At 43.0% G+C, this 8,132-nt stretch carries 6 protein-coding genes; 1 reads left to right on the top strand and 5 read right to left on the bottom strand.

Annotated features, from left to right (window positions below; translation table 11 throughout):
- The 5 genes from B3D59_RS16165 to B3D59_RS16145 all read right to left on the bottom strand — a co-directional run.
- On the bottom strand, nucleotides 1–695 hold a 695-nt coding region (locus tag B3D59_RS16165), incomplete at its 3' end, for an FAD-dependent oxidoreductase (RefSeq protein ID WP_286822146.1).
- A 126-nt stretch (nucleotides 696–821) separates the two neighbouring features.
- Entirely contained in the window at nucleotides 822–2,945 is a 2,124-nt protein-coding gene (locus B3D59_RS16160; protein WP_286822145.1) for a GAF domain-containing hybrid sensor histidine kinase/response regulator, read from the bottom strand.
- Nucleotides 2,946–2,965: 20 nt separating this feature from the next.
- Nucleotides 2,966–5,161, bottom strand: coding sequence for a PEP/pyruvate-binding domain-containing protein (locus B3D59_RS16155; RefSeq protein ID WP_286822144.1), 2,196 nt, complete (start codon nucleotides 5,159–5,161; stop codon nucleotides 2,966–2,968).
- Complete coding sequence (locus B3D59_RS16150; protein ID WP_286822143.1) at nucleotides 5,158–5,613, bottom strand: pyridoxamine 5'-phosphate oxidase family protein; 456 nt, start codon at nucleotides 5,611–5,613, stop codon at nucleotides 5,158–5,160. Before B3D59_RS16150 ends, B3D59_RS16155 begins: the two co-directional genes overlap by 4 nt.
- Before the next feature lie 42 nt (nucleotides 5,614–5,655).
- Nucleotides 5,656–7,191, bottom strand: a complete 1,536-nt coding sequence (locus tag B3D59_RS16145; RefSeq protein WP_286822142.1) for an SDR family oxidoreductase — start codon at nucleotides 7,189–7,191, stop codon at nucleotides 5,656–5,658.
- A 175-nt stretch (nucleotides 7,192–7,366) separates the two neighbouring features.
- On the opposite strand from B3D59_RS16145, the gene B3D59_RS16140 reads away from it, so the two are divergent.
- Complete coding sequence (locus B3D59_RS16140) at nucleotides 7,367–7,942, top strand: lipocalin family protein (protein WP_286822141.1); 576 nt, start codon at nucleotides 7,367–7,369, stop codon at nucleotides 7,940–7,942.
- Nucleotides 7,943–8,132: the final 190 nt, after the last annotated feature.

Here is an 8,132-nt window from a genome sequence, read left to right as displayed (position 1 = left end):
CCTTTGAATGATTCCAGGAAGGCATTGACATAAGAATGGCTGCCGCCTTTGACAAAATACCAGGGCGGATGGCCGGTTACGCCTAAAAGGCCGTGGTTTTCATAAAACTGGGCAAAGGTTCTGATGGGAAAACGGCTGATCTGAAAATCTGAACCCGACCATATGGCTGCTGCCATGGGGATGATGAACTGGTCAATGACCTCACTGTGAAGCCCTTTTTGTCGTGCATATTCAGACAGTGTGACAGCCGGCAGGCCATTGGAACGATATTCTTTTCTCAGTATCCGGAGAAAGCGTACCATTTCGTAAACAAACCGGAGGAATTTAGGCTTAAATATGTTGGCGCGCTGGGCAAATATGGAATTCAGATTTTGGCTGGCATAACAAAGACCTGTTCTTTCACAAAAGTAGGAAAATGACATATCGGTTGGGCATTTTTCAACGCCGAGCAGTGACAAAAATTTTATAAAATTAGGATAGGTCCGCTCATTGAGTACGATAAAACCCGTATCCACAGGGGTACCTGTATCAGGACCGTCCGGGAGGATAATCGTATGGGTATGGCCTCCGAAATAATCATTTTTTTCAAACAGCGTCACCCGGTGTCGCTTTTGGAGAAGATATGCGGCGCAAATACCGGAGATGCCGGAACCAATAATGGCGATATTCAAGTTGCTTTGTTGTTTTAAGTCCATGGCAACCACCTTTGCAGATATAGAACGATTTAAAGATATCCGGATCATTAAGCTATCCCATTACGGAAAATAACATGCTCAAATTCGTTTTGCTATATCCCGGGTTAAATTATTTCGGTCTCGTTCCTAAGCGTCAAAAATATCCCGAATCATTTTGGACAGCAGGTCGATTTCTATGGGTTTCGGGACATATTTTCGTATGCCAAGTTCCAGAGCAACTTCCCTGGTAAAGGTTTCATGGAATCCTGTACACAGGATGATCGGAATATCGGGTTTTATTTTTAAAATTTCTTTGGACAACTTGTCTCCTGATATCCGTGGCATGGTCATATCCGTGATAATCAGATCAAATGAATGCGGATGGTCTAAAAACGCCTGTAAAGCAGATTGTCCGTCCTCAAAGCTTGACACCTTATATCCCAGATTGGTCAAAAACCTTTCCTGGGAAATAAGAATGTCGATTTCGTCATCCACAAGCATGACGGCCTCCTTTCCGCTGTATGAGGTCGCATTTTCTTCTGTTTTTGGTTTTTCTATAGACAATTTGGAAGCAATAATCGGTAAAAAAATCTTGAAACTGGCCCCCTCTCCGGGTTGACTGTGTACGGTGATGAATCCATTGTGCTTTTTGACTATTCCTGCGACCATGGCAAGCCCCAGCCCCGTTCCTTTGCCCATTTTTTTTGTTGTAAAATAGGGATCAAATATTTTATTTTGGATGGCTTTTTCGATTCCGGGCCCGGTATCGGAAACTTCAAACTTTAAATATTTACCCGGTAACAGATTATTTTCCTGACCCAACTGGTCCTTGCCAAGGACCACCTCATTTAGGCTGATGGTCAGCACCCCGCCCTGGTCGCCCATTGCCTGATACGCGTTGGTGCACAAATTCAGTGCCAGCTGATGGATTTGCGTTGAATCAGCAAGTATCATGGCTTTTGAAACAATATTGTTTTTAATTTCAATGTTCGAGGGAATCACGGACCGAAGCAATTTTAAGGTTTCCTGAACCAAAGGAAATACGACCAGAGGCCGGCGGTCATCTCCTTTATGCCGGCTAAAGGTAAGAATCTGCTTGACCAGCAAGGTGGCCCGTTGAGCGCCTTCTAAAACTTTTTCGAGATCTTTTTCGGCCAGTTCCGGCTCCAGAATATGAAATTTGGCCAGCTGAAGATATCCAAAGATACCGGAAAGAATATTATTAAAATCATGGGCAATGCCCCCTGCCAGGGTACCGATGGCTTCCATTTTCTGGGCCTGCCTGAGACAGGATTCAATCTGTTTTTTTTCTGTTATGTCAATGGCCAAATCAAATCTGACATCACGTCCGTCCGGCCAGCTAATGATCCGGTCCATAATGGAAAATGTTTTGTCCATTATGGCATTGTAAAATTCCCATCTGTGAATTTTTGGCTTTTCTTCAAGGATCTGTTTATTGCTGCAAAAAGAACAGGGAGAATCAAGCCCCTGAAACTCCCTGTAACATATTTTGCCGATCAACTCATGGTCAAAATATTTTTTCAAGGCGTTGTTAACATAGAGTATTTCATGTGTATGGGGATCGGATACGAAAATATTTCCGTCCAGGCTGTCAAATATAGACAGCAGTTGCTTTCTTTCAAATTCCAGCCTTTTTTCAGATGCGTTTCGCTCCAGGTCACCGGAGATCATCTCTCCTATAATCTGCAGGGCCTCAATTTCAGTTTCTGTCCATTCGCGTTTTTTTTGTGTATCATCGAACCCCATGAATCCCCACAGTTTTTTCCCTTTTGCCCAGATCGGAACACAGACAAGGCTCTGAATCTGTTGGCTCTGGAGGATCTGTTTTTCAGCGGCAGCCTGGCTTGAAAGGTTGGCCACATCTTCTATGACAATATTCTTTCCATCTTGCAATTGGTTGGTCCACCATGAAAAGAGATGGGCATCGAGTTCTTTGAGATTTTCTATCTGGGGCTCGGTTCCTTTGGCACACCATTCATAGGTATTGGAAAGGGTACGGCCATTACCCGTTATCTCAAAAATATAAACCCTGTTGACGGAAATACTCTCTCCCATTGTTCTGAGTATGGCCTGGTAGTCCACTTTATCCGGGGAAATAAAAAGACTGGAGGCTTTTGCAATGGCTGTGGCGATGATGTTGCGGTACCTGAGTTCTTCCAGGAGGATGCGTTGCTTTTCCTCACTCTTATTCAAGTTTAGCTCCGCTTGTTTGCGTTTGGTGATTGTGTTCTCAAATACGTTTTTTTTCATCAGATCATAAGTCCCGAAATTCACAGATCCTCAGTGTGGCAGGTGATGATGCCCAGGTATCCATCAACGGTTATCTGATTGCCATTTTCGATCAACTTCATGGCATTTGAAGCACCAGTGATGCACGGTAAGCCGTATTCCCTGGCAATAATCGCCCCATGAATGAGCATACCGCCTCTTTCCTCAACCACGGCTGCGGCAAGCGGTACGATAAATGTCATATTGGGATCGACGCCCTGGCAGACAAGGACTTCACCCTGCTTGAATGATAGTAAATCCGAAGGTGTTTGAATCAGTCTTGCGAGGCCGGAAGAAATCCCCGGTCCTGCAGGGTGTCCAACAATTTGACGCGAGGAGATCCATTTTTCGATAGCAGTCTTATCAGGAGAAACTTTTTCTTCCCGGCTCTGATCTTTCCGTTCAAGACTTAACGCAGGCGCTTTTAAAAGAATTTTGACGTCATCTTTCGTTGTGTTGGGGTGAATCAATCTTCTCCGGCCTTCCCGGACAGCCTCAAAAAGGGCTGCCTCTATTCGCCCCAAATGGATATTATCATCGTCCCGGAGCCGATAGCTTTCCCTGCCCAGGGAAAGAACCTCTTTTGCAAAATCCCGACGGTCAACTGGAAAACTTTTAATATATCTATCTTTAAGTTGAGCTGTATCGATTCCATTTGACTTCCCTGCTTTAATAGGGCGACCCGCAAACTCAAGCAGCAGATGGATGACGGCATTTTTACCGTAGTCACACTCACTGCCGCTGCCGGTTGTGCAGGACAGGTCTCCGAATTGGTCAACAAAAGAATCTAAGAGTACTCTGAACGGATGACTTGGGTCCGGCATCCGTTCGTTTTCAAGCTCTGTTTTAAGAGCCTTATCATTACGGATCATTTGGGCAAGTTTTTCAATCAGACTGTTTCTTTCCATGCTTTTTAGTCCGGTATTTTCCAACAAGTTCATAAACTCATACGGGTCTTCCGGCGCCACGGCATCGTTGTAAACCTGGCCAAAAAGTCTTATTCCATGGGCAAAAGGGATAAAATCAGCCCAATAAATTTTTACCCAGTGATCATAAATTTTTTGTCTTCTCTCGATTTCACTGCACAGAGATTGGGCAGAAAGTATTTCAAGGTCCTGTTGCTTTAATTTATCAGCTTCGGATATCATTTTAGGGATCAGGTGATGCTCAATCTTGTCGTAGAGTTTCTTTAAATTTTCATAGCTCCTGTGCAAGGTGAGATACCAGGATCTTTTGTCATCTGTTTCAGTAAATCCGGTACTGGTGATGGGTCTGGCCTGAAGAATTGTCAATTCCCCATTGGTTATTGTCCATTCAACATCCTGGGGTTTGCCGAAAATTTGTTCAAGTCGATTGCCGGTTTTCCATATCTGATGAATCTCATCGTGGTTCAGCGGCGGTGTTTTGGCTTCATGGTCTTTCAAATCTTGGAACACAATCCCGGTTTTTCCGGGGGCGGCATATCTTTTTCGAACCGGATCTGTATGGCGGATCAATTTTCCGGTGGAACGGCTTAAGATCCATCGGTCCGGCTCAATGTCACCATCAACAAGTGCCTGATTCAGACCATAGACCGATTCAATCACCGATTCATTTGAACCGGAAGGGTTTAATCCGAAAAAGATACCGGACTTGTCTGATGCAACCAGTTCCTGGATGACAACAGCCATCCGGCTGGTCTGGATATCCAGCCCAAGTTCTTTGCGGTAGAGCAGCGCTGCATCTGAGTAAAGTGAGGCCCATACCAGTTTGATGTGCTTTATAATTTCACTGGTCCCGGAAACGTTTAAAAAAGAGTCATGAAGACCTGCAAATGAATTCGACGCACTATCCTCGCCCGGGGCTGAGGATCTTACCGCCACAGGGGTATTTCCACAATATTTATCAATCAGGCCTGCAAGTTCTTTTTCGATCTTTTCGGGTATGGGGGTGATTAGAAAATAGTTGCGGATACGTAACGACGTGTCCCATATTTCTTCCCACCGCATCTGCTCAAGCGGCTTTCTGTTGATTTCAAAAAAAATCCTCTCTTTGAGACGGGACTGATCAAGATAATCATCATAAATCTTGCAGGGAACGCAAAAACTTTTTGGCACCCGGATACCATGGCTGTGAATCTTTGCTATACAATAGGTTTTGCCGCCAACCTGGTCTTTTCCGGCATTTAAGCATTCATCTATATTGAGAAGCGGTTTCATTGTTTGACCTTAACTTCAACGACATTTTGAAATCGGTTCACCATAAAGTACCGCTTCATAGAGATACGGACGAAGGCTGTGGTAGGTGCCTTGGAAAATTCTTTTAAATTAGGATTCTTTTTCAGGTATAAATCAAGTGCTTTTTGTTCTATTGACTTATCAATAATTTGCGCAACACCTGTGCCGGTAACGGAAACTGCATTGTAAACATCATCGGCTTGATTTTGGCTGTCGTTAACAAGAATACAGACTTTCGGATTTGTTTTCAGATTGTCGTATTTACGGGTTGTATTGGGGGTTAGAAAATAAAAATAATTAAGATCAGGGTTTACAGCAAATGCAACAAGGCTTGAATATGGCTGATCGTTTTTCTGGGTGGAGAGAACAGCAAAGCTCTGTGATTCAAATAGCTGCGCAATATTCTTTAATATTTGTTGGGTGTCATCACTCATATAATAATCCTATACATTTTACTCGATGATCGAGTTTTAACATTATTGATCTGACAATCTACATGTATTTGCCGGACCAGGAGAGTATTTGTTCGGGTTTTTTACAAATTTTGAATTAGAGGCGTTTACTAATCCTTTCAACATTTGCGTGAATACATATTGGTGGAATGGATGTAGGGCATACCAATACACGAGTCCGACTAAACCTTTAGGAAAAAAACGTGCGAGTAAACTGACGTTACAAAGATCTCTATTCATAGCCTCCATTTTGATCTCTAAAAGCGCTTCGCCCGGTATTTTCATTTCAGCCAATAAAATCAGCTTTGATTCGGTTTCTATTTCAAGGACTCTCCAAAAATCAAGTGCATCCCCGACCCTGAGTTCCTTCTCGGAACGCCGGCCGCGGGATAGTCCAACCCCTCCGGTAAATATATCTATGATACCATAAACTTTCCACAATAAATCCGCACCGTAATACCCGGTTCGACCACCAATTTTTTCAATAGACTTCCATAAATTGCCTGGCCTTCCTTTTACAGTAGCCTGGTAGCCGCAAGAAAGAATGGTCCCACCTGAGTAGGCAGAATCTCCATAGTGCGACCATTCAGGGTATTTGATTTCACCGGCATCAGCCCAGCAGGTGTCGACCTGCTCCTGACGAACCCGGTCAAGTGCCCTTCGAATTGCTTCGGAACAAGAAATCAGGTCTTGGGGGATAATCCGGGTTATGCTGTTCTCCGTGCAGGTAGTGGGTAAGCTTAATCCTTCTGCCAGGGGTTGTGCGATGGCGGCAGGCACCGGTGTCACAAGGTGAATCCAAAGTGATGAGAATTTAGGCGTTAACAGAGGAACCGGAATTATAAATGGTGCAGGTAAATTTGCCTCTTTGGCAAAGAGGCGGAATAAATCCCGGTATGTGATCACCTCGGGTCCACCAATATCAAATATTTTTCCTTTTGTTTCGGGATGCTCTAAACAGCCTTTTAAATATCCTAAAACATTGGTTATTGAGATTGGCTGGGTTGGCATGCTAACCCACTTGGGCGTTATCATTATAGGTAATCGTTCAGTAAGGTATCTTAATATTTCAAAACTGGCACTGCCTGATCCCAGAATCATGGCGGCTCGAAGTATAGTTGCAGGAACGGGGCTTTCCATAAAAATTTTACCAACTTCATTTCTGGAAATGAGATGTTTGCTGATATTTTTATGGTTTATGTCTCCAAGGCCGCCTAAATATATAATATGATCTACACCTTCCTGTGTAGCGGCTTGAACCATGTTTCTTGCACCGTTTTTATCTGCATTTCGATATTTGCCTTTTTGGGAGATCATGGAGTGGACAAGATAATAAACGGTACCACAACCTTTTGCCGCATTTTTCAGCGATTCTACATCTTGAATATCTCCTTTAACCAGTTCTACATTTTGATCCTGCCCCCATGGTCGATCTTGCATCTTTGGGATCGAACGTCCCATGGCTTTCACCTTGTATCCGTCCGCCAATAATAATGGGATAAGACGGCCGGAAACATAACCGGTTGCTCCTGTCACCAGAATAGGTTTTACGTTATTCATCCGGGCCCCCTGAAATAATTTGTTGCCGAAATTAAAAAATGGAAAAGTTGTTTGTAAATTACTTATACTGATAAAAAGACTGATTAATCAAGAAAATGAGTGTCAATCATTTCGAAAAGTTATAAGCTAAATAACAATTAATGATATGAACTTTTTAAAAACAAGGATTTGAACCTTGACGATTTCACGAAATAAAAACAGATTCAACCAAAAAGCTCATTATTTTAAAAAGATATCAATATTACTTTTTACATTTCTGATTGGGTGCACTGGAATACCTGAAAATATTAAACCCGTTAATAATTTCAACTTAGAAAAATATCTGGGGACGTGGTATGAAATTGCAAGACTGGACCATTCATTTGAGCGAGGATTGTCCCATGTGACTGCAGATTATACATTGCGAAATGACGGGGGTGTCAACGTCATAAATCGTGGGTACTCCGCGGAGAAAGGCTCATGGAAAGAAGCTGAAGGAGAGGCTTATTTTATGGAAGAGCCAGATTTAGGTTACTTTAAAGTTTCCTTCTTTGGCCCTTTTTATGGTTCTTATATCATTTTTGAACTTGATCAGGAGGGTTACCAATATTCTCTTGTATGCGGGGCGGATAAATCCTACTTGTGGATTCTTGGAAGAAACCCAACTATGAAAAAAGAGATAAAGTCTGCACTATTAGAAAAAGCAGCAGAAGTTGGTTTCGACATAAGCCGGTTAATATTTGTCAATCATGAAAATTTGCCTGAAGGTTGATTCAATCATAAAGGAACTGGTTTGAAAATAGTAATTATTGGGAGTGGCTTTTGACCCTATCGAGCGATCACAATCTTTTAGTTTAGGAACGAGTCCAAAATAATTTAACCTGGGAGCGCGGGGGGCCCTGATATAGGAAAATGGGCAAGTTATTTAAGCCCCGTTCCGGGCGCATTCCCATTTTCCCGGT

The sequence above is a fragment of the Desulfobacter sp. UBA2225 genome (assembly GCF_002348205.1).
Classification (GTDB): domain Bacteria; phylum Desulfobacterota; class Desulfobacteria; order Desulfobacterales; family Desulfobacteraceae; genus Desulfobacter; species Desulfobacter postgatei.
Note: the sequence above shows the minus strand (reverse complement) of the source record. Positions and strands in the feature narration are given on the sequence as shown.

Coding starts and splice junctions, on each gene's coding strand:
- B3D59_RS16155 (WP_286822144.1), bottom strand. CDS start 5,161: ATGAAACCGCTTCTCAATATAGATGAATGCTTAAATGCCGGAAAAGAC.
- B3D59_RS16145 (WP_286822142.1), bottom strand. CDS start 7,191: ATGAATAACGTAAAACCTATTCTGGTGACAGGAGCAACCGGTTATGTT.
- B3D59_RS16150 (WP_286822143.1), bottom strand. CDS start 5,613: ATGAGTGATGACACCCAACAAATATTAAAGAATATTGCGCAGCTATTT.
- B3D59_RS16160 (WP_286822145.1), bottom strand. CDS start 2,945: ATGAAAAAAAACGTATTTGAGAACACAATCACCAAACGCAAACAAGCG.